Origin of the sequence: Pontiella desulfatans (genome assembly GCF_900890425.1) — a bacterium.
In the GTDB taxonomy this organism is placed as follows: domain Bacteria; phylum Verrucomicrobiota; class Kiritimatiellia; order Kiritimatiellales; family Pontiellaceae; genus Pontiella; species Pontiella desulfatans.
The window spans coordinates 146,257-167,237 of record NZ_CAAHFG010000004.1; the positions used below are offsets into that span (position 1 = coordinate 146,257).

Below are 20,981 nucleotides of genomic sequence, written 5' to 3' on the forward strand. Positions count from 1 at the left end.
GACGCCACCGTAGAGGTTAGCTCTCGGACAACTGCCCGCTTTTCCAGAGCTTGGAAGGCAGGAGACCGGCGAAGACGAAGATGAGCTGGGTGATGACGAAAACCGTCAGGGCGAAGGTGGCGGAGTCGGTGAAGCCGTAGGAGTGCAAGCCGACGCTGAGCTGGTTGACGCCGAACCACGACCAGGCGGTGACCACGTTGCCGAAGACGGCCATGACGGCGAAGCCGCGGTGCTTGACCATCAGGCCATATTTCGCGTGAAGCATGATGGCGTTCCAGATGACGATCAGCAATGCGCCGTTTTCCTTGGGGTCCCATCCCCAGAAGCGCCCCCAGGAGTCGTCCGCCCAAAGGCCGCCAAGCACGGTTCCCACGAAGCTGAGCAGGAGCGCGAAGCAGGTGGTGCCGTACATCATGCGGTACATGCTGTCCTCGGTCTCCTCGTCGAGGCGGCGGGAGAAGAGCCCGGAGACAATGTAGAAGACGCCGATGGTTCCGGCCACGAAGGTGGCAACGTAGCCGAGGGTGATGGTGATGACGTGGGTGGCGAGCCAGAAACGGGTGTCGAGCACGGCGCGCATCTGCTGCATGGTGTCGCCATCGCCCGCGAGGAAGTGGGCGATGAGCAGCGTGGAGAACCCGGCAATGCCGCCAACCAGGTTGCCGATGCCCGCCGCCTTTTTGCGGAAGCCGAGTTCGAGGATGATGGCCGCGAGCACCGCGCCCCAGCCAATGAAGATGGCGGAGGAATAGAGGTTGGTGACGGGCGGATAGCCGGAAAGGAAGCTGCGTGCCACGATGGCGAAGGTGTGGGGGATGAATGCAACAACCATCAGCGTGAGGGCGGCCGAGAGCAGCCCCTGCTTGCGGAAGAGCCAGCCGAAGGCGCTGAGCACAAAGACGAGCAGGTAGAGCTGGGCGGCTTTCATGAAGGCGCTTAGGCGGTTGTAGAAAACCTCGAACGAAATCTTTTCGAACGCGGCGGGGTTTTCGGACTGCACCAGGGAGCCATATTGACCGAGCTGCTGGTTGAAGATGGCCGCATTGCCGTCGCGGTAGGCGGCGAGCATGACGCCGAAATGGATGCCGAGCGGATCGACTGAAACATTGTGCCCCGTGATGCCCTGCATGGAGGGGTGCGAGGCCAGCAGCACGCTCATCAACGGTCGCCAGCGCGGATTGCCGGAGGTGGGCGGAATGGCAAGCGGCAGGGAATAGTTTTCCAGTTGCATATAGCGCTGGGCGGTGGCGAGCAACTCATCCGGCGGGACGGTGGAGGGATCCTCGAAGGCACCGAGCACGTTCTGGAAAGTATAGAGCTTGTTGCCCAGCTTGATGACCTGGCGGTCGAAGAGGTCGCGGTCGCGGCTCTCCTTGGCGAAGGCGGCGCGGTAGGCGGCATCGAGCCGGCCGAGGGCGGGCATCAGTTCGTTGTAGGAATAGCGGAAGCCCTTGCGTTCCTCGAGGCCGAGGCTGGAGAGCACGTCGAGGTTTTCAATGCGGATCACCTTGTAGTCGGCCGCCTCCGGCCGCCCGGAAATATTGTCGAGCAACCACTCGACGGCGGAAAGCCTGCCTCCATCCGTACGGACGGTCTGTTTGCCGGAGACGATCGTGAGCAGGTTGCGCGCGAGGGTATCGATCGGCTTCTTGCGGCCTTCGTATTTTACGGGCAGGTGCGCGAAGGCGTTGAACTCGAAGCCCGCTTCCTTTTCGGGGCGGATGCCCCTCTGGAAAAACCAGAGGGCGAAAAGCACGACGATGGCGGTGGAAACGATGCGCTTCATGCCCGGCCTCCCTTCTGCGGGGCAGGCGGGACGCCTGCGGTACGGAGATAGCGGTTGAACGACTGAACGAATTGCGCGGCCATGCCAACGAAGACGATCATGCAGGAGAGATAGGGCACCATCCAGGTGTCGTTGCGGACAACCTGCAGGACGGTTCCGCCGTCGTCGGGCAGATAGCCGGATTGGTAGAAGGTGCGGCGGGCGTAGCGCAGCGGATTGTTCATCCAGATGCGCAACTCGCGTTCGACCCCGTCGCCTTCGTTGGTCAGCAGGATGCGGCTGGCGAAATCCTTGGGCGTCTGGGTGCCCTCGTATTTTTCGTGCACGAATTCGAGCAGCTTGATCGAGTAGGGATTTCCGCTGGGCGCCTTGGCATATTCGCGCTTGAAGCGGAAATAGGCGGTGTAGTCCTTGCCACCTGCGCTGAAGGTGGTCGGCATGTCCCACGAGCGGTTGACAAAGTTGGGGTAGAACCAGAGCGAGAGGATGTAGCGCCCGAGCGACGCCCCGCTCTCTTTATCCAGCAACTCGACATCCACGGCGGGCGCATTGCGGCCTGCGGTGGCACCGCTGGCCTCGCTTCGTTCCGCAACATAGAGGCGGGAGCCGTATCCCTGGTAGGCGGGATAATCGGAGAGCAGCCCTTGCGGAACATTCTGCAACGGCTGCGGCCGGGTGGAGTTGACCATGAAGCGGTGCACCTTCACATCGAACGGAAGCGCCGCGTCCTCGACGACCGCGCCGTCCTTCAGAAAACGCTGCGGGATGGAAGTGACGGTATCGTGGTCGGGGTGCGAGGTTTCGGTGAAGGCCAGCTCCATCTGCTGCGAGCGGTCGAGATAGTCGATGGTCTCGCCCTCCTTGATGGTCATGGTGGCCTCGACCGCGAAGATGGCGGTGAAGAATTCGCCGATGAGCAGGAAGAGGATGCCGGCATGCAGCAGCACCATGCCCGCGCGCTGGCGATAGAGCAGGACGCAGGCGATGTAGAGCACCACCGCCGCCGCAGTCCCCCGCCCCAGCCGAAGGAAGACCCGCCAGAAGGCGTCGTCTTCCGTGGCGGCGACGGAGGCGGTTCCCCAGCCAAACATGACGCCGACCACCACCAGCACACCGACCAGCAGCGCCACAATGCCCGCAGTCCGGCGCCCGCCCTTGGCGAGAATCTTGAAGGTGGCGGAGTGCACCGCAATCAGATTGATCGTCAGCAGGACGCCGATCAGGAAACCGCCCGGGAACGGAATGGCAATGTCCGGAATGTTGAGGTCGCGCGGGAAGAATACCGGCAGGTCGATCATGGCGACATAGCAACGGAAATATTGATCCATCACCGACCAGATGCCCTTATCGACCTGCGCCAGCGTACCCGCCAGCACCAGCACCATGGAAAGCGCCAGCAGCACCACCGTCAGCTTCAACGATTGGAAAAAAGAAATGACCTTGTTCAGCATGTTAACTCCAACCACGAATCTCCACTAATCGACACTAATTCCCCATGGAGGAAAAGCAGATTAGTGTGGATTAGTGGTTCAGCTTGAGGGATTCGAGGAAGTTGCGGATGTCGGCGGCATGGGCCTGGAGCTCCTCGACCGATCCCTTGGCGGTGAAATACCAGTATTTGGGCGCCAGATCAACGATGGCGGCAATGATGCCCTTTCCCGAATCGGGATTGTAGAGCTCGGCATAGTTGACCTCGTGCCCATCGGCCTTGAACGTCTGTAGATCCTTGGCAATATCCTCCGCCGATGCGGGGGCCAGGCCGATCTGCCCGCGCCAGCGGTTGACGTTGCTCGGCACGTCGCCCATGGAGAGGGAGATGAGATAGAAATCGACGGAGGTGCCTTCGATGGAATAGCTGACGATGCGCATTCCGGAGCCGGGCTTTTCCGTCCAGGTTTCGGGGACATCGGCCGAAAAGCCATTCGATGCCGGGGCGGCGGCGCGCATTTCCGGCGCCTTCATCTCCTGCTGGGCCGGGGCGGCGGTTTTTTCCTTGGCCACCTCGTAGGTTTCGACCTGATCACGACCACAGGCGGCAAGCAATGCCAGTATCGGGGCGAGTATCCATAGTTTATTCATATCGGTTTCCTGTTTGAAGGCTGTATCGACAACATACAAGCCCGCCCCGTTCAATGTCGATTAATATTATAACGTTAAAAGCATATACAACGGGCCCCATTATCTTCCGCTCCCCCGCTCCCTCCTCTCTGGCATTTCTTGTGTAGATCGTCCGATTCCTTCACCAACTAGTAGGAGGAAACAGAATGATGGGGGAAACGCCCAGAGAAAGAAAAAACCCTGCCATCATTGCTGACAACAGGGTTTAAAATGGCTCCGGCGGCTGGATTCGAACCAGCGACCAAGTGATTAACAGTCACCTACTCTACCGCTGAGCTACGCCGGAATTCTCGTAAGAGGCGAACAAGGTACAATAATCGCCGGGGAAGTCAACACCTTGAAAACAACTTTTTTCGGGCCTTTCCCGCATCATTTCCCGCGCCCCTTGCAAACGGGGAAGCAGGAGCGCACCCCGGGGGCGGGGCGCCATTTGCGGATTAAAACTATAATGTTTAAAGCCTATCTACTCGCATTGTTGGACGGGATGGCCCATGATTTGGCGGTTTGGCATAGTATGCCGTATTAAAAAGTGATACCAAAAGCAAGATGACAGAGAAGAACCACACCCTCAGCGGACTCCATATCAACCTTTTTCTTACCGGTCGCCCTTGCCTGGTGGTCGGCGGCGGCAAGGTTGCAACACGCAAAATCCAGATGCTGCTCGAAGCCGGGGCGAAGGTCGCGGTTGTCAGCCCCGACGTCTGCGGCGAGCTCGGCGGGCTGATTGAACACGGCCAGGTGACCCACACCGTCCGCAGGTTCGAGGATCACGACATTGCGGGAGCAACCCTCGTCTATGCCGCCACCAACAGCCGCGGCATCAACCGCAACGTGCTCGAGGCCTGCCGCGAAAAGGGCATCCTCTGCTGCTGCGTGGACGGAAACTGGGCACAAAGCGACTTTTCCACCCCGGCCACCGCGCGGCACGACAATCTGCTGCTGTCGGTTTCCTCCGGCGGCAACGATTGCCGCCAGTCGAAAATGGTCAAGAACAGCCTGGCGCGCCACCTCAAGATGATGGACTCCGCCCACCTCGTTGTGGTCGGCACCGACCACAACCACCTGACGGTGGAGGAGCGCGAGCCGTTCCACCTGACCGGGCACAAGTTCGAGCGCGCCGGGTTCATGATCATGCAGCTGTGGGGCATCCACGAATTCATGGTGCTCAACACCTGCAACCGCGTCGAGGTGATCGCCGTCGTTTCGGCGGAGACGGCCGAGAACGGCATTCTGCGCCACATCATGGGCTTCACCCAGCTCAAGGAAGACAAATACTACTTGAAGACCGGCAGGGAGGCCTTCGAGCACCTTTGCCTCGTCACGGCGGGCATGCTCTCGCAGACGCCCGGCGAAAACCACATTACCGCGCAGATCAAGGAGGCGCTCGAAACCGCCAAGATGCGCGGCTGGACGGGGAACATGATGCAGGAATGGATCTCCTCCGCCCTCTTTGTTTCGAAGGCGATCAAGAACGAGGTTTCCCCGTTGCTGCACAACTACGAGATCGAAGACCTCGCCCTGCGCTACCTCGAAGCCCACGGCAAGGAGCTCGCCCAATCCACCCTGATGGTGCTCGGCGCGGGGATGGTCGGCAAGGGGCTGGTCAAAGACAGCCTCTCCAGGGTGGGAAAGATTATCTGGTGCTACCACGTCAACAAGCCCGATGTCCCCGCCGACTGGAACGGCAAGGTTGAGCTGTGCACCTTCAACGACATGAAGAACCGCATCACCGATGCCGACACCATTGTCAGCGCCACCGATGCGCCCGGCCATATTCTTCATATGGCGCACGCCCCGTTCTTCAACCAGGAGCGTCCCGTCATGGTCATCGACCTCGGCATGCCACGAAACATCGACCCCGAACTCGACGACCTCTCCTCGGACGTCACCGTGGTTGATCTCGACGGGCTCAAATACTGGTATCGTCGTGAACTGACCGACATAAACGAGGTCCTCATCCGCAGCCGCGCCATCGCCGCCCAAAACAAAGAGCTCTATGAAAAAATCGCCAATAGTTTTAAAGGCGGGCACGCGGCCGAGTAGCCTGGCCCTTACGCAGACCCGCGGGGCGCTGGACCGGATCGAGGGCATGCTCGAAGAAATTGCCTTCGACATGGTGCCGATCACCTCGGTCGGCGACACCGACCGCACCACCGACCTGCGCGAAAGCCCGGCCGACTTCTTCACCCGCGAGCTCGACGAAGCCCTGCTGCGGGGCGAGGTCGACCTCGCCGTACATAGTGCCAAGGATCTGCCGGAGCCGATGCCGGGAGGGATCGACTGGTTCTGGCTACCCTGGCGCGAGGAGCCGCGCGATGCGCTCATCCTCGCCCCCGGCCGCACCATCGCCGACCTGCCAGACCATCCCGTCATCGGCGTCAGCTCGGAGCGGCGCGAGGCCTATTGCACCCAACGGTTCCCCAACGGTATCCAGAAAAACATCCGCGGCAACATCGAGGAGCGCATTGCGCAGGTCGACCGCGGCGACTTCGACCTGGTGGTGATGGCCGCCGCCGCACTGTTCCGCCTCGGCATCGAAGAGCGCATCACGGAATGGATCGAACTCGACGAGTTGGAGGTTCCCGAAGGCCAGGGCCACCTCGCCGTCACCTTCCGCGAGGGCGACGAACGGATGATGGCATTGCGTAGCCTGTTCATGCACGCGGTCACCTTTGCCGGCGCGGGCGTCAGCAACAAGGAGCTGTGCACCATCGCCACCCTGCGCGCATTGAAGCAGTGCAACATTTGCCTCTACGACTCGCTCATCGACGAATCCCTGCTCAACGAGCTTCCGCCGGGTGCCCAGAAGATCGACGTGGGCAAACGTTGCGGCGCACATTCCAAGGAGCAGCACGAAACCACCAAGCTGATTTGCGAGTGCGTGCGCCGGAGCAAGCGCGTGGTCCGCCTCAAGGGCGGCGACCCCGGCATCTTTGGCCGGTTGGCCGAAGAGACCGAAGCGCTCGAACAGCTCGGCATCCCTTTCCGCGTCATCCCCGGCATCAGCGCGCTGCAGGCCGCCACCACCGGAACGGGCATGCTGCTGACCCGCCGCAATGTTTCCCGCGGTTTCGTGGCGCTCACCCCGCGCAAGAGCGGCGGGGCCCTCGCCCGCTGCGATGCGGCGATGAAGGACACGCTTCCGGTCATCTACTACATGTCGATCCGCGCCATCGACCGCATTTCGGAACAACTGCTCGAAGACGGCCACCCGGCCGACACCCCCGCCGCCATCGTCTACAACGCGGGCGGCGAGGATGAGCGGATCTTCAAGCTGACGATCGGCGAGCTGCCGCGGCACGCGCAAGACCACTGCATCCGGCAGCCCGGCCTGATCCTCGTCGGCGACATTACGGCCCATGGCTACAAGCCCGATCTCGGCGCCTTGCGGGGCAAACGAATCCTGCTCACCTGCTCCGAATCCATCCAGCAAAAGGCGGTCGATCTCGTGCACGACCTCGGCGGCCACCCCATCCAATATCCGCTGATCAAACTGCAATGCAGACGTAACATCCCGCTTCGTTGCGATGGCTTCGATTGGCTGGTGGCAACCTCCCCCTCCTCCGTTCGCTCGTTCATGGAAATCGTGGCTCAACAACGGATCGACTTCCGCACCATCCCGAAAATCATGGTATGCGGCCGCGGCACCGCCGCCGAATTTGCGGAATACGGCATCCGCGCCGATGCCCAGCCGGAAGGCCACTTCAGCGCCGAAGCGCTCAAGGCCCTTGGCCACGAACTGCTGAAACCCGGCGACAAGGTGCTGCGCGTCCGCTCCGACAAAGCCGGCACCGATCTCGCCGATGCCCTGCGCACAACGGGCGCCGAGGTCGAGGACGCCATCATCTACGACAACGAACAGGTGGTTCACGACGAACTGCCGGAGTTCGATGCCGTCTTTTTCGCCAGCGCCTCCGGCGTGGAATCGTTCATTGCCCAATGGGGCGTTGAAGCGCTGAAGAACAAGACCACCGTCGTGATCGGCAAGCCCACTGCCGATGCCCTGGCGAACCATAACCTCGAACCGGATGTTCTTGCGGGGGAATCGACCATCCCCGGCGCCATCCAAGCGCTGGCGAAAAACTACGTTGCACAAATGGTAATTGATTCTTAATGGCCCTTTACACGGCCAGGGCTTCCATGTAGTGAGAATGCATGATGAATACACCAAAACTTCTTCTGGCCGTTGTTCTTGCATCCACCCTGCACGAGGGCAACGCCATCACGGTTTCGGATATCGTCGATGATGTAACGCTAGGCAGCTACTCGAACTTCCACAACAACCTGTTCGTTTCAACCGGGCACAGCCGCGGCTTCAGCCACAACGCCGGCCTGCGGGAACCGGCCTACCAGCACGACCTTGCCCGCGACTACATCGCCTCCAACCTCGTGGCCATGGGCTATGACACGCAACTCGATCCATTCCACTTTGAGTTCGATGGATACCAATACACCAACTGCAACAATGTGGTGGCCATCAAACCCGGCCTATCCGGAACCAACATCCTCGTGATCGGCGCGCATTACGATACGGCCGATCTCGGCAATACCGATGCACCGGTCACCAACACATGCCCCGGCGCGGACGACAATGCCAGCGGCGTGGCCGCATTGCTTGAGATCGCCACAGTGGTGAAAGAGTACACCTTCCGCGACACGATCTACTTCATCGCCTTCGATGGGGAGGAAAAGGGGCTGGCGGGCTCCACGCATTTCGTCGATACGCACACCACCGATGATCCATCCGAAACCAACGCCATCCTCCGCTCAACCATTGAGGGCATGATCAGCGTGGACATGATTGCCTTCAATCTGGACACCACACCGGACACGCTCCATGTGGAGGCGGATCCGAACCCGGTGCGCAACGGGCTTATCCAAGCCATAACGAACCACACCGGCATAGGGATCATCGAGTTGCCTCACATAGGGGCAAGCGATCATGCCCCGTTCCATGATGCAGGAATTGATACGGTACTCATTTTTGAGGGCGATTTCATGGATTTGTCCACGGGCTACCCACTAATCCTGAATACCATCATGCATTCCGACATGGACTCGACCGATACGCCGGGCGTGATGGACTACGACATCTGCACAGAAGTATCCAGGGCCATCGCCCACTTCCTCTGCGACCAGGCCGGCGTCATCCCCCCGGCCACGCTCGAACCGGCCATCGAAGGTGAAAGCACGCTTGAAGTCCGCTGGCAGTCCAGTCCGGGCGTCGATTATACATTGTATGGGGCCGACAGCCTCCTGCAGACCAACGGCTGGGATTTCATCCAACACATTCCGGCAACGAACACAACGACCGAACTCGCCGTCGAGCTGGATCTGACCACCGTTACACAACGCATGTTCAAGGTTCTGGGCGAGTAGGTATTGCCCCGCGCACCGGATGTTGTAAAGTGGGCCGATGATTTCCCTCGATCCAGTGCCGACCCCGCAGGCCGCAAAAATATCCGACCAGTTCTTTGAACCGGGCGGACTCTTCGAGCAGCACTGCACCGGAAGCGGGATCGATTTCGAGCTACGCCCGCAGCAGCAAAAGATGGCGCGCGCCGTGGCCGATGCGGGCGGTTTCGGCCACCACCTCGCGGTCGAGGCCGGCACCGGGGTCGGCAAAAGCTTCGCCTACCTCGTGCCCCAGATCCTCACCGCGCTCGAACACGAAACCCGCTGCGTCATCGCCACCTACACGATCACCTTGCAGGAACAGCTGATGCACAAGGACATCCCCTTCGTGCGCGAAGCCCTCGGCCGCGACTTCAAGGCGGTCATGGTGAAGGGCCGCTCGAACTATCTCTGCCTGCTGCGCCTCCAGCGCGCGCGCCGCACCAGCGGCGACCTGTTCGATGCCACCCGCGAGGGACAGCTCGACGCCATCTACGCGGCCGCCCAGGCCAGGAAGCTGGGCGATGGCTCCTACCAGGAACTCGACGAACAGCCCGACCACGAGGTCTGGGGCGCCATCTGCGCCGAGCACGGCAACTGCCCCGGCAAGCGCTGCCCGTTCCATAAGGAGTGCTACTACATCAACGCCCGGCAGGAGATGCAGAACGCGCAGGTGCTGGTGGTGAACCACTCGCTCTTCTTTTCCGAGCTGGCGCTGCGCGCCGAGGGCGCCGCGATGCTGCCGCCCTATGGCTATGTCGTCTTCGACGAAGCGCACCAGATGGAGCACGTCGCCTCGTCGCACCTCGGCATCCGCCTTTCGCTCTACCAGATCGACTACTGGCTGCGCCGCCTGCATTCCGAAAAGCGGCGCGGCCTGCTTTCCGTGCTCAAGGACGGCAAGGGCACCTTCATGGTCGACCAGATCCGCGAGTCGGCGGATCGGTTTTTCGAGGCCATCAGGGACCACTTCAAGCTGGGCCCCCAGAAAACCCAGCAGCGCGTCTTCGACCCCCCGCCCATCGAAACCGACCTCCCGCTAAAGATCACCAATCTCTGCATCCATCTCAAAACCGTTACGCAGACCACCGACAACGAGGATACGCAATCGGAGGTCAAATCGCTCCGCAACAAGGGGCTCGAGCTGCGCGACACCATCGAATCGTTTCTGAAGCAGTCGCTGGAGGGGCAGGTCTATTGGGTCGAGGTGCAGGGGCGCCGCCGCCTGCCGGTGCTCTATTCCGCACCGGTCGATGTTGGCCCGATCCTGCGCGAAGTGCTGTTCGAGGAAATCCCCTGCGTCATCATGACCAGCGCCACGCTGGCCGTCGGCAACAGCCTGGAATATTTCCGCCACCGCATCGGCGCGGACGAATGCCAGGAGCTGCGCGTGGGTTCGCCGTTCGACTATTCCCGCCAGATGCAGGTGCAGATCCCCATCAATATGCCGCCGCCCTCCGCGAACAATTTCGAGGAAAAGGCCGTAAGCGCCATCAAGCACTTCGTGAACGAAAGCCGGGGCCGCGCCTTCGTGCTCTTCACCAACGCCCGCTTCATGCGGAAGGTGGCCGACGAGCTGCGCTTCGACTTTGAGCTCGAGGGCTACGAATTCCTCGTGCAGGGCTCCGGCACACCGCCCAAGACCATGCTTGAAAAATTCCGCAACCACGATGCGGCGGTGCTGTTCGGCCTCGACCGCTTCTGGATGGGCGTCGATGTGCAGGGCGAGGCGCTGAGCAACGTCATCATCACCCGCCTGCCCTTCGCCGTGCCCGACCACCCGTTGATCGAGGCCCGTTTCGAGGCCATCGAAAAGCGCGGGGGAAACCCGTTCAAGGAATATTCCCTGCCCGAGGCCGTGCTCAAGTTCCGCCAGGGCGTTGGCCGCCTCATCCGCAGCGGCAGCGACTTTGGAACGGTCACGATCCTCGACAGCCGGGTCTGCAACCAGTGGTATGGCCGCCTCTTCCTCGAATCGATCGAGGACTGCCCCATCGAACAGGTCGAAGTGCCGGGGCTGGGGGACGATTAGAGCATTTCACGAATGAAATGCCGCAACCTGATGGAGGGACCGGTTCCACCCGGTCTTCCATTCGAGCGGGTTCAGTCGGGGTGGAACCCGACCCTCCACTTTTCTACGGCATCTCATTCGTGAACCGCTCTAGTCAGTCATCCATCCTCACGTCGATCTTGTAGTATTGGCCGAAACCGACGTGCTCCACGGAGTCGGTGAAGCTGTTGATGGGCCAGCGGAGCTCCCCGGAAATGTTGGAGAACGGGAGATATTTCAAGTGGTAGGTCCAATAGACGTTGTAGACGCGGCCGGGCATGCTGTTCCATTCCACGACGAAGGGCGGATGGCCGTCCACGGGCTGCAGCGACTCCACCGCGGCAATCCCGAATACGGAAGCGGGGTCGGTTGGATCGGTGCCGGCAATGTATTCGGCCAGGTTGTCGTAGCCATCGCCATCCGCATCGGCGGCGGCTTCGCCGCCGGTTGCGCTGGCAAAGAAACCCGCCTCCCAATTGTCCGGCAGGCCATCCCCATCCTGGTCGGCCATGAGGCCGCTGGTCAGCAAGGAATAGTGCTGGGTTCCATTCTGCAAAGCGCCCTCATGATCGACGGTGATCGTGTAGTGGCCACTTTCCGGAAACCCGATGTAGACCTGCTCCACGTTATCCACCTGGTTTTTCGCATGGGCGGTTGCATTGGCCTCCGGATCTTCGTAGCTCAATTGGAAGGGATGGAAGGTGCCTCCCGGACCGGTCACCTTGAGATCGAGATCGTTGACCAAGGCCGGGGTTCGGCTGTCGTGTTCCCAGGTTGAAGCCCCGGGCGGATCCGTCCAGCACAACGTCACCCGCACCGGCCCGCTGCCATCGGCATAGCAGACGTAGGCGTTGGATTCGTTGGTGGAGGACAGCTTGGCTTCCGTCAGCCGGACGGGATTTCCGTTGGAATAGTCCGCAAGCAGCTGCCCGGCCTTCAGGGTGTTCATCAGGCCCCAGCCAAACTGGTAGTCGGGGCCGGGGCGACCGAGGTCGTCCGCCGTATGGATGATCAATGCCTTGAGTGTGCTGGCCCGCATGGCCCCGCCGGGGAAAAGATCGTCGTAATAGTCCACCAGCAGGGCGGCCGATCCGCAGGCGTTGGGGCTCGACATGCTGGTGCCCGAGCGCGTGGCATAGGCATTGGTTGCGGTCTGGTTGCAGGAATAGAGCTGGTCGCCATTGGCCACGATGTCCGGCTTGATCCGGCCATCGTCGGCCGGCCCCCAGCTGGTGAAGCCCAGCAGGCTGACATTGGTGAGGGCGCGCTCCCCGTCCACCACGGCATCGGTCACGGCCCCGACCGTCAGGATGTTTTTCGCGTTGCCGCGGTAGGGGATCGAGTCGTAGCCGTTTTTATAGGCGCCATCGCCGCCGGGATGGATCGAGGCGTCGTAGATGGCGTTGGTCCAGGTGGTGCCGCCGTCGGGCGAGTAGTAGACCTTGGAACCTTCGGTCGGGTTGTCGTTGCGCTCGTTTCCGGCCGCTTTGAACGGCAGGAAGTAGGGGGCGTTATATACGATGCTGTCCCAGCTGCGCGTATAGGTGTTGTATTGCCCGAAGGCGGCCTCCGCCTCATCCTCATGGATGTCGCCCCACCAGTGGTAGCCCGACCGGCGCGTCCAGGGATTCGTCCAATAGGCATAGTACCACCCCGAAATGTAGCCGTAGGAATGGTTCGAGAGGTGTAGCTTGCCCGGCTGCCCCGCGGCGGAGGCGGCGGCGGAAATCATTTCGGAATCGTCGCTGTTCCAGTCGTAGGAATCGATTGCGGCGGAGGGCGCCATTCCCAGCGCATTGGTCACGATGCCGGAGGCGGCAATGGTTCCACCCACATGGGAGGCATGGTAGTGCGCCGAAACCACGTCCTGGGCCACCACCCGGTTGCCGAACTCCTGGTGGTTCGTCATCACGCTCCCCCCATCCCAAACCCCCACGACCACCCCCGCCCCATCCACACCGAAAGGCGCCGTATTCCGCACGGCATTCGCCGTTGTGGATATGGCGGCGTTCTTGTTGAACGTGGTGTTGAAGAGCGGCCGGCCATTCCGCAGGGCCATGATTTCGATGACGTTCCCGCCATCGTCGAACCGTGGCTCGATGCCCCGTTGCCACGCCCAGGCTTGCGCCTCGGCCTTTTCAAGCGCGGCGCGCCCGGCGGCTTCCTGCGCGCGGGAGGATCGGTCGGCCATGGCCTGGGCGGCCAGAAAAAACAAGGCCAGCCCCGCGGCTTCCAGGGGTTGGAATCCGGTCGAAGGTCTGGTTCTTCCCGTTTTCATCGAATATTCGCTCAATGCCACCTATGGGTAGATAGACACCGGACATCCGGGAACATTCAAAATCGGGACTCAGTCGAAGGGCAGCGTGATGGCCTCGCCGAAGGGCGTCCCGACCAGGGCCGTGATCTCGAACAGCATGGCATCGCCCCGCTCTTCCAAAGGCCGGGCCGGTTGCCGTGTTCCGGCCTCCGCCACCAACGCGGGCCTGGGGGGCGGAACGAGGGCGGGTGTATTCAAATTCAGTATCCCGGCGACAGAAAGCACCAATCCCGCGGAAACAATTGTACCAATGGCAATCATAAGCAACATGCAACCGGAACCTCTTCCGGCCAGCACTCGCTATAGATAGCCGCTTTTGTGCCAATAGTAAAGGTTTCTTGTGCCCTTCGCACGGAGTACAGCGAGATATCCCCCGCGCGCAGATGCCACGCATCTTACGACGGCCGTGGCGAGATGCGTGGCGCCATTTTGGGCAGGCCGGTTCTGGTGCTTGGAACAAGAGCGGCCAAGGGGAAGTCGGATCCGCAGGAAACCTACTCGCCGATCTTCACGTCCACCCGGTAGAAGATGGGGGAAACCGCATGGCTCACCGTGTCGGTGTAGCTGTTTTGGGAGGAGGGCAGATCCGTTGCATCCGGGAATGGAGCGAAGTCCACATATTTCAGGTTGTAGGTATAGCTGACGCTATAAACGCGCCCCTCTTCCGTTGTCCAGTTGACAACAAACGGCGTGCCGCCGGTGTGGTTGGCGGAATAGGAGGTGACCTTGAAAACGGAATTGGGATTGTTGGGAAGGGTGCCGGCAATATATTCGGTCAGGTTGTCGGTGCCATCGCCGTCGGAATCGGCGGTCGCCACTGCGCCCGTCGTACTGGAGAAATATTGCTGCTCCCAATAGTCGGGCATCTGGTCGCCATCGGAGTCGGAAGAAACGCCATCGATAAACAGGGAATAGCGTTGGGTTCCGCCGGACAGGGAAGAGCCTTCATAGTTGATGGTGATGGTGTAGATGCCGGGCGTCGGGCTGGCCACGTAGATTTGCTCCACATTGTCGACATCGTTGTCGCCGGTGGTTGCCGTTGCAGCAGGGCTCGCGTAGCTGAGCGTGTAGGGATAGCGCGTGCCCCCCGGCCCGGTGATGGTCAGATCGAGGTCGTTCACCAAGGCGGGCGTTCTGATATCGTCGCCGGATTGCGCGGTACCGGGCGGGTCTGTCCAACAGAGGGTGACCCGGAAGGGTTCCCCCGATGCGGAAACCACAAAACTATCGGACGGATTGGCCGTCGATGAGAGAGAATCCTCCCGCAAGCGATTCAGGCTGCCGGAGGCATAGTCTTCCAGCAACTGGGCCGCCGCCAAGGTATTCATCAGCCCCCAGCCATATTGGTAGTCGGGGCCGGCTCGACCAAGATCGGTCGCGGTGTGGATGATCAACCCCTTAAGCGTGCTCGCCCGCATGGCGCCGCCCGAAAACAATTCCTTGTAGTATTCCACCAGCAGCGCCGCCGACCCGCAGGCACTGGGCGAAGACATGCTGGTTCCGCTCAATGTGGTATAGTCCGAATCGTCGTCATCATCCGTTGAATACAGCTGATAGCCATTGGCGACGATATCCGGCTTGATGCGCCCATCGTCGGCCGGGCCCCAGCTGGTAAAACTGGTATAGGTCCCTGCGGAAGGATAGCGATTCCCCCCCGAGACCGCGTCATTGACCGCCCCGACGGTCATCACGTTTTTCCCGATCGCCTCGTGGGAGATAATGTCGTACCCCCCCTTGTAATAGCCGTCGCCCACAGGGCTGCTGCTTGATGTCCCGTCGGTTCGATCATTGCCGGATGACCAAAATGGCAAATAGTACTGGGCATTGTACAAGACCTGGTCGACCGTGCGCGCCTCTGAATTGTATTGCCCGAATTCGTCGCGGTTGTCGTAGAAGGTCCCCTGCGTCCAGCCTACGCCCTGGCCGTAGGAATGGTTGGAGAGATAGATCTTGTTTCCGGTCTGCCCCGGCGCGGTGGCGGCGGCGGTGGTCATTTCCGAAATATCGGAATTCCAATAGTAGGAGTGGATGCTGGCCGAAGGCGCCATGCCCTTGGCATTCGTCTGCACGCCCTTTGCCCCGATAGTTCCGGCCACGTGGGTGGCATGGTAGTGGGTGGTGGTGTAGCCGTCTTTTACCACCGCCCGGCCACTGTCGAACTCCTGGTGCGAAGTTCTGACGGCACCGGCATCCCACACGCCCACATTGATCCCCGCTCCATCGAGGTTATAGGGCGCCGTGGTGCGCACCTTGTTTGCGGCGGAGGAGATCGCGGCATTGGAGTTGTGCGTAATGTAGTAGACAGGTTTTCCGTTTCGCACCGCCATCAGCTCCATGACCTGGCGTCCGTCATCAACACGCATTGGCTTGTTGTTCGCCAGGGCCCAAACCCTTGCCGCTTCCTTGTCGGTAGAAGCCTTTTCGGCCAGCTGGAGGGCAAAGGCCTCGCGTTCGAAAGGCTTCTCTTCGAAAAGAGAAATCTGCTGAGCCTGGGATGCCGACGCTGCCATCAACAGAGCCCCGATCAATCTATGTGTATGATTTCGCATGGTTAAATTAAATACACGCGTTCCTTCGATAGCACGATTATAAAACATGTTCGTTTTTCTCACCTTCCCTTACGAAGCACCGTGTTGCCGTCCTACGCAATCGTCCAGCTCCTGGTGCACCTTGCAAAACTTCGTGTCGGTCAGGGTCGCTTCTCGGAGCGGTATACAAAGGTGTATGCCAAGCTCTTGTTTTCCTTCTCGATACCTTTGCCTTGGTAGACATCGAACAGGCCGAAACATTCAAGATTCCTTTTGCCCCTTGCATCTTCGCCAGCTGCCGCAGGTGTTTTATTCCGCAGTCTTGACTTCGACGCGGTAGAAAATGCGCGCTTCGGCATGGCTGACGGAATCGGTGTAGGAGTTCCTTGTGTACGGCAAGTCCACAGCATCCGGAAAGGGAGCGAACGGATCGTATTGAAGGCTGGAGGAGCGGCTAACGGTATATAGGCGCCCCGGCATGGTGTTCCAATCGATGGTGAACGGTGTTCCGGAGGTATGATTCGCCGAATAGGCGGTGGCCTTGAATACGGAACCGGCATCGTTCGGCACCGTGCCGGCAATAAACTCTGTGAGGTTGTCCGCCCCATCGCCATCCAGATCGCCGGACGGCAGGGCATTCGTATAGCTCCCGAAATACTGCAGTTCCCACTGGTTCGGCAGGCCGTCGCCGTCCGCATCGGCCGAAACCAGTCCCGTCAACCAATATTGCCCCAACGAGGCATAGGACGTATATCCGGTTGGAGGATCGACCAACGGGTTTCCGGCTCCGGTCGGCTTCACGTGGAGAAAATATTCTCCAGCCGGAACATATTGCGAAATGGAGGCATCCATCTCGAGAGGATCGTTGCTGGATGCGATCAAGTCGCCGGAACTGTTGTAGAGTTCAAGCAGCAGATCAAGGTTACCGCCCCATGTCCGGGTCGAGGCTCGATAGGTTTTTGCCTGGATCGTGATATCTCCCGCACCCGTCGAGAACACATAGACATCGGGATCGTCCGTTTCTTCGATTACCCCGCCATGCGAGACCGCGCCATCTGCCGCAACCCCGAGCAACGCGGCGGATCCATTCGCATCCCCGGCATCGTCAGGACGGTAGCCGGCCCGGGTTGAAACCTGGAGCAGGTCATCCTGGTCCGACTCGAAGGCATGGAGGTATTCCCCTTTGCTCCATTGCGACACATCGTCGCCATAGCCCGTCCCCATGATGGGCCCCCACTTGATGCCTCCGTTGACGTGGCCGCCGTAGTAGCCGTTCGTTACGGCGCCATCGCTCCACTTGTCGTGCTTCAGTGAAAAATTGTGCCCGAGTTCATGGGAAATCACCTCGGCGGCATTGGCTTCGTGGTAATCCTTGCACCAGGCTGGGGAATAGGCGTTCCCGGAATCGTAGGAATAGGAGGTCTTGCCAAAAACATTGACATAGGCCACCCCTCCCGCACTGGCATGAGGACAGTTTGTTCCGTTTGCATCGAGGCCGGGCGTAATCAACGCATGACCGGTCGTGGGCGTCCATTCCACCGGTTGCTCGGTGGTCACATCCACCTCGAACGGGGCGAAGTCTTCCGAAACCCGTTCCCAAATCTGCGTGATGAATGCCAATTCCAAAGCATTGAATGTTGTGCTGTCTCCATCCTTGTCGTAGGGAAGGCAATCCCACCGGTCAACGCCCCGCGAGTTGTTCCAGCGGGTGTTCTCAACCACATGGCCATCGAAATCCAGGAAGAGGATATTGTCGCTGCCCGGCCGGCTATGAAGGCGGATTGGCGTGGATACCGATACCAATGCGCCTTGCGCCGCCGAAAAACCCAACAACCCGGACTCCTTGGAAAGAGCCGCTTCCTCCATTGGAGCTCCGTCCCGTGGGATGAAAGAACAGACATAGTACAAGGCACCACCGCGATCAACCCGAAGGGAATCGATATCCGAGAGCAGGCACCGATCCTCCGCCAGCATCTTCAGAACCTCTTCCCGCAAATCGTCCGGAAGCTTTCCAACATCATTTCGGAACTCCCCGGCGGGAAGATCTTCCAACCGGATCAGCAAGTCTGGCGAAAAGGATTTCCGGGGCTGCCCAACGCGCCGGGAAAGATTCATCTGCTCAGCGGACGAAGCAGGTATGGGTTCATTATCGATAGCCCTTTGCGGCCCACTGCCAGTCTGCTTCCCGTCGAGCATTGAAAGAACCACGGCCACGAAGGCGAGCGAAAGAGCGGTGGCAAAGACGTACTGAATTGCTTTTTTCTTCATCCGTTTTGCCACTCAACATTCATTGGCCTAACTGTCACGCAGGCTGGCGCCGAGCTGCTGGCAGAGGAAGTCGGCCAGCTTTTGGTGCACCTTGTTAACCTTTTTGTCCGTCAGGGTCTGTTTGGCGGAGCGGTAGACAAAGGTGTACGCCAAGCTTTTCTTTCCGGATTCTATTCCTTTGCCTTGGTAGAAATCGAACAGGCCGAAGCATTCAAGGTTTTGCGGATTGGCCTTTTCAATGAGCGCCACCACATCCTCGTGCCGGACGGATTCGTCGAGGATCAGGGCGATGTCGCGGCTCATGGAGGGGAACTGCGCGAGGTCTTTGGTTTTCGAGATTTCGGAAACGTTTTTGAGGAGGGCTTCGAGGTTGATTTCGCCGGCGGCAACCGGGCCGGACAGGCGCCATTCGCCCCGCGCGGTTTTGTTGACGAGTCCCATGTGGCCCACGGTTTCATTATCCACCAGGATCGAAATCGCTTTGCCGGCCTCGTATTCCGGCCGGTCTTCGGCCTTGAACGAAACGGTGTCGAGCTTCTGGGCGGAGAGCAGTTTTTCAACCAGGCCTTTCATCCAGACAAACATTTCCTCGTCCTTCACCGGGGCGCGCTTTTCTAGCAACGAGCGGCCCACGGGGCCCATCATGCCGAGCGATACGGTTTCGGTTTGGACGGGAGCACCGTCGACGCGGTTGACCACGCGGCCGAGCTCGTAGAAGCAGGCCTCGTTGATCTGGCGCGAATGGTTGCGCCCCAGGCTCTCGACCAATTGCGGGATGAGCGAGGTGCGGATGACCGACTGATCCTTGGAGATCGGGTGCGGCAGTTCTTCGCGGCTCTCGCGGTTTTCCTTGTTGAAGAGGTCGAGCAGCGGATGGTTGACCAGCGTGTAGTTCATGATTTCGCCGACCCCCAGGCCTTGCAGCACATTCCGCAGGCCGGCGATGGCGCGCACGCGCGAGTCGTCGGCCTCGGGAATCACCTTGGCCAACGGGGTTTTGGCCGGAATATTGTCCACGCCATGAATACGGGCGATTTCCTCGACCAGATCCACCTCGCGTTCCAGATCCAGGCGGAACGCCGGAACCAGAGCCACGGCCGTCGATTTGGATTCGGTGCTTTCGATTCCGATTTCGAGCTTCCCAAAGATGGCGTTCATTTCGTCGGCACTGATTTCCGCACCGATCATGCGTTCGATGCGTTGGTAGCTGAACGGAATCTTGATCTGCTCCCGGGTGCCGGGATAGACATCGACGATGCCCTTGCAGAGCGTTGCGCCGGTGAGTTCGCAGGTGAGCGCGGCGGCGCGGCGGCTGGCCCACTCGACGGAATCGGTGTTGACGCCGCGCTGGAAGCGGTAGGAGGCGTCGGTGATCATTCCGAGTTTTTTGGCGGTATGGCGGATGGTCGAGGTTTCGAAGGCGGCGGCCTCGAGCAGGATGGTGGAGGAGTCGGCCTTGATTTCGGAATCGGCACCGCCCATCACACCGGCCACGGCGGAGGCCTTTTCAGCATCGGCGATCACCAGCATTTCTTCGGTCAGCTCGCGCTCGGTGTCGTCGAGCGTGTGCATCTTTTCGCCGGGCTTGGCGGTGCGCACGATGATCTGGTTGCCGGCGACGGTGTTCTTGTCGAAAGCATGCAGCGGGTGGCCGGTTTCGAGCATGACATAGTTGGTGATGTCGACCACGTTGCTGATCGGGCGGATACCGGCGGCTTCCAGGCGCTGTTGCATCCAGTCGGGCGAGGGGGCGATCTTGGCGCCCTTCATCACGCGGGCGGTATAGCGCGGGCACTTGGCTTCGTCGTCGATGCGGACGGAGATCTCGGCGTTGACGTCTTCGTCGGTCTCGTAAATCTCGATGGCGGGCATTTTCAGCTCGGTCCCATAAAGCACCGCCATTTCGCGGGCGACACCGAGCATGGAAAGGCAGTCCGGGCGGTTTGGCGTGATTTCGAGTTCGATGACGGTTTCCGGCGCGCCCCAAACCTTGACGAACGGGGTGCCCGGTTCGAGGCCGGCGTCGAGCACCAGCAGGCCGGAATGGTCTTCCCCGAGGCCGAGTTCGTCCTTGGCGCAGAGCATGCCCATGGAAACCTCGCCGCGGATCTTGGCCTTCTTCAGCGTGAAACCGCCGGGCAAGGTGGTGCCGACCGGGGCGAAGGGGTATTTGCCGCCAACCTCGACGTTGGGAGCGCCGCACACGACGCGCATGGTCTCTTCGGCGCCGTATTCAACAGTGCAGAGGCGCAGCTTGTCGGCCCCCGGATGCGGCTCGACCTGCGTCACCTGCCCCACCACGACGCCTTCGAAATCGGAGCCGATTGTTTCGATCGCCTCCACTTCCAGCCCCGCGAAGGTCAGCTTGTCGGCCAAGCCCTCGATGGTGTCCTCGAAATCAACATATTCCTTCAGCCAACTGACTGGTACTTTCATAACTATACTCCGATTGGAAAAAATGAGCGTTGTTTATATAGGTTGGGCCGTATTGGCTCAAGTTAATCGTAATTCGTAATGCGT

At 60.3% G+C, this 20,981-nt stretch carries 13 protein-coding genes and 1 tRNA gene; 4 read left to right on the top strand and 10 right to left on the bottom strand.

Going from position 1 to position 20,981, the window contains the following annotated elements:
• Positions 1–16: 16 nt before the first annotated feature.
• From E9954_RS26190 to E9954_RS26205, 4 genes are all read right to left on the bottom strand, one after another.
• The gene (locus E9954_RS26190) at positions 17–1,786 is read right to left on the bottom strand and encodes a cytochrome c biogenesis protein (RefSeq protein WP_136082260.1); all 1,770 of its coding nucleotides are present in this window, start codon (positions 1,784–1,786) and stop codon (positions 17–19) included.
• Positions 1,783–3,237 (bottom strand): cytochrome c biogenesis protein ResB, encoded by a 1,455-nt coding sequence (locus tag E9954_RS26195; protein ID WP_136082261.1) that lies wholly within the window; start codon positions 3,235–3,237, stop codon positions 1,783–1,785. Before E9954_RS26195 ends, E9954_RS26190 begins: the two co-directional genes overlap by 4 nt.
• A gap of 70 nt (positions 3,238–3,307) precedes the next feature.
• Positions 3,308–3,865: a hypothetical protein gene (locus tag E9954_RS26200; protein ID WP_136082262.1), complete on the bottom strand. Its 558-nt coding sequence runs from the start codon at positions 3,863–3,865 to the stop codon at positions 3,308–3,310.
• A gap of 250 nt (positions 3,866–4,115) precedes the next feature.
• A tRNA-Asn gene (locus E9954_RS26205) sits at positions 4,116–4,190 on the bottom strand.
• 260 nt (positions 4,191–4,450) lie between these two features.
• Between E9954_RS26205 and E9954_RS26210 the strand changes: the two genes are divergently transcribed.
• The 4 genes from E9954_RS26210 to E9954_RS26225 are packed head-to-tail and all read left to right on the top strand — an operon-like array spanning position 4,451 to position 11,330.
• A complete protein-coding gene (locus tag E9954_RS26210; RefSeq protein ID WP_136082263.1) occupies positions 4,451–5,947 on the top strand; it encodes an NAD(P)-dependent oxidoreductase in 1,497 nt (498 codons plus the stop codon).
• Positions 5,901–8,018 (top strand): uroporphyrinogen-III C-methyltransferase, encoded by a 2,118-nt coding sequence (cobA, locus tag E9954_RS26215; RefSeq protein WP_136082264.1) that lies wholly within the window; start codon positions 5,901–5,903, stop codon positions 8,016–8,018. Before E9954_RS26210 ends, cobA begins: the two co-directional genes overlap by 47 nt.
• A gap of 41 nt (positions 8,019–8,059) precedes the next feature.
• Positions 8,060–9,283 (top strand): M20/M25/M40 family metallo-hydrolase, encoded by a 1,224-nt coding sequence (locus E9954_RS26220; protein WP_136082265.1) that lies wholly within the window; start codon positions 8,060–8,062, stop codon positions 9,281–9,283.
• Positions 9,284–9,320: 37 nt separating this feature from the next.
• The gene (locus E9954_RS26225) at positions 9,321–11,330 is read left to right on the top strand and encodes an ATP-dependent DNA helicase (RefSeq protein ID WP_136082266.1); all 2,010 of its coding nucleotides are present in this window, start codon (positions 9,321–9,323) and stop codon (positions 11,328–11,330) included.
• A gap of 133 nt (positions 11,331–11,463) precedes the next feature.
• On the opposite strand, the gene E9954_RS26230 is transcribed toward E9954_RS26225, so the two are convergent.
• The 6 genes from E9954_RS26230 to pheT all read right to left on the bottom strand — a co-directional run bounded on the left by E9954_RS26230 (position 11,464) and on the right by pheT (position 20,897).
• Entirely contained in the window at positions 11,464–13,626 is a 2,163-nt protein-coding gene (locus E9954_RS26230) for a S8 family serine peptidase (protein WP_136082267.1), read from the bottom strand.
• 69 nt (positions 13,627–13,695) lie between these two features.
• A complete protein-coding gene (locus tag E9954_RS26235; protein ID WP_168442614.1) occupies positions 13,696–13,863 on the bottom strand; it encodes a hypothetical protein in 168 nt (55 codons plus the stop codon).
• Positions 13,864–14,159: 296 nt separating this feature from the next.
• Complete coding sequence (locus E9954_RS26240; protein ID WP_168442615.1) at positions 14,160–16,175, bottom strand: S8 family serine peptidase; 2,016 nt, start codon at positions 16,173–16,175, stop codon at positions 14,160–14,162.
• A 179-nt stretch (positions 16,176–16,354) separates the two neighbouring features.
• The gene (locus E9954_RS33960) at positions 16,355–16,603 is read right to left on the bottom strand and encodes a phenylalanine--tRNA ligase subunit beta-related protein (RefSeq protein WP_407947777.1); all 249 of its coding nucleotides are present in this window, start codon (positions 16,601–16,603) and stop codon (positions 16,355–16,357) included.
• Positions 16,503–18,461, bottom strand: coding sequence for a reprolysin-like metallopeptidase (locus E9954_RS26250; protein WP_136082271.1), 1,959 nt, complete (start codon positions 18,459–18,461; stop codon positions 16,503–16,505). The genes E9954_RS33960 and E9954_RS26250 overlap by 101 nt, the downstream gene beginning before the upstream one ends.
• Before the next feature lie 27 nt (positions 18,462–18,488).
• Complete coding sequence (gene pheT / locus E9954_RS26255) at positions 18,489–20,897, bottom strand: phenylalanine--tRNA ligase subunit beta (protein ID WP_136082272.1); 2,409 nt, start codon at positions 20,895–20,897, stop codon at positions 18,489–18,491.
• Positions 20,898–20,981 lie beyond the last annotated feature (84 nt).

Coding starts and splice junctions, on each gene's coding strand:
- E9954_RS26190 (WP_136082260.1), bottom strand. CDS start 1,786: ATGAAGCGCATCGTTTCCACCGCCATCGTCGTGCTTTTCGCCCTCTGG.
- E9954_RS26195 (WP_136082261.1), bottom strand. CDS start 3,237: ATGCTGAACAAGGTCATTTCTTTTTTCCAATCGTTGAAGCTGACGGTG.
- E9954_RS26200 (WP_136082262.1), bottom strand. CDS start 3,865: ATGAATAAACTATGGATACTCGCCCCGATACTGGCATTGCTTGCCGCC.
- E9954_RS26210 (WP_136082263.1), top strand. CDS start 4,451: ATGACAGAGAAGAACCACACCCTCAGCGGACTCCATATCAACCTTTTT.
- cobA (WP_136082264.1), top strand. CDS start 5,901: ATGAAAAAATCGCCAATAGTTTTAAAGGCGGGCACGCGGCCGAGTAGC.
- E9954_RS26220 (WP_136082265.1), top strand. CDS start 8,060: ATGATGAATACACCAAAACTTCTTCTGGCCGTTGTTCTTGCATCCACC.
- E9954_RS26225 (WP_136082266.1), top strand. CDS start 9,321: ATGATTTCCCTCGATCCAGTGCCGACCCCGCAGGCCGCAAAAATATCC.
- E9954_RS26230 (WP_136082267.1), bottom strand. CDS start 13,626: ATGAAAACGGGAAGAACCAGACCTTCGACCGGATTCCAACCCCTGGAA.
- E9954_RS26240 (WP_168442615.1), bottom strand. CDS start 16,175: ATGGCAGCGTCGGCATCCCAGGCTCAGCAGATTTCTCTTTTCGAAGAG.
- E9954_RS33960 (WP_407947777.1), bottom strand. CDS start 16,603: ATGCTGTGGACTTGCCGTACACAAGGAACTCCTACACCGATTCCGTCA.
- E9954_RS26250 (WP_136082271.1), bottom strand. CDS start 18,461: ATGAAGAAAAAAGCAATTCAGTACGTCTTTGCCACCGCTCTTTCGCTC.
- pheT (WP_136082272.1), bottom strand. CDS start 20,897: ATGAAAGTACCAGTCAGTTGGCTGAAGGAATATGTTGATTTCGAGGAC.